This window comes from Paracoccus sp. TRP (assembly GCF_000185925.1).
GTDB classification, from domain to species: Bacteria; Pseudomonadota; Alphaproteobacteria; order Rhodobacterales; family Rhodobacteraceae; genus Paracoccus; species Paracoccus kondratievae.
The window spans coordinates 1-1,066 of sequence record NZ_AEPN01000117.1 but is presented as its reverse complement, the minus strand read 5'-3'; the positions used below and the strand labels follow the sequence as shown (position 1 = coordinate 1,066).

The 1,066-nt window shown below is 62.0% G+C and carries 1 protein-coding gene; it reads right to left on the bottom strand.

Annotation, left to right across the window (positions count from 1 at the left end; all coding sequences use genetic code 11):
* Positions 1 to 972, bottom strand: a 972-nt coding sequence (locus PARACOCCUSGL_RS0120110) for an IS1380-like element ISPme1 family transposase (RefSeq protein ID WP_010401045.1), incomplete at its 3' end; no start/stop codon positions are given.
* Positions 973 to 1,066 lie beyond the last annotated feature (94 nt).

Sequence of the window (1,066 nt, the reverse complement as noted above, 5' to 3'; positions counted from 1 at the left end):
GACGATGAAGCCGACTTTGGGGAACAGCTCGCCCGGATGCCATTCGATCTTGGCGATGACGCGGCGCGGCTTGTCCCAGGACGCCGCCTGATACTCGAAGTCCTCGAAGAACCGTTTGACCTTGGTCAGCGAAGGCCGTCCCACGGGCCGTGTCAGCCGATGCGCGATCTTCTCGCGCAAGACGGCGTTGGCGGGCAGACGGATGGCGTAGAAGAACCTGGCTTCTTCCAGCCGCATATAGATCGCGGGGATCGCGTAGGCAGCGTCGGCCCGGAAGAAGCGTCCACCAAGGTCGCGGCCAGCATATCGGGCAATGACGGGATCAAGGACATCCCGCCAGCCATCGGCGCTGTGGACATTGCCGTTACGCAGGGCGCAGCGCTCCAGCATGCCAAACTGGTTGAACAAGAAGATGGGGTGATAGCAGGTGCAGTCGAAATGCCCGTTCCAGGCAGCACCTTCCTGATCGCCGTGGGTGGGGCTGACCGAGCTGTCCATGTCCAGCACGATGTATTTCAACCCGTTGCGGTCATGAAACCGGTCGATCCATTGGCCGTTCAGATCGGCCAGCGCCGCCCGGTTCGCGGCCAGAGCCAGCGTCTCGGTCTCGAACCGTCCCATCTGCGATGCCGAAGCAGCTTGCGCCTCGACGGCCCTGCCGCCAACGACCTGACGCATCACGGGATCGAGGGCCAAGCGGTCGGCATCGTTCACATCCTCGTATCCGGCCAGTCGTCCGAACACCGATTGCCGGAACAATCCGTCAAGCCGATGGAGCGTGTTCTTCCCGGTGCGGCTGTCTCGCAGCGCCTCCGACGCCAGATTGGACAGGCCGAGCACGTCATCAAGCTCGCGCATCACCAGCAGGCCACCGTCTGAACTGATCTGCGCACCACGGAACTCCAGACGCACACGGCGGTCGAAATCAACCCGATCTCCCCGCGCCAAGCCCGCACCCTCCAGGTGATCCATGAAACGCGCCCCTCGCAGCCGTCAACGCCATGATTTATATGCGAAATATCACGATTACGACAGCGAAATCAGCGACTTACTTGGAGAATGTGGG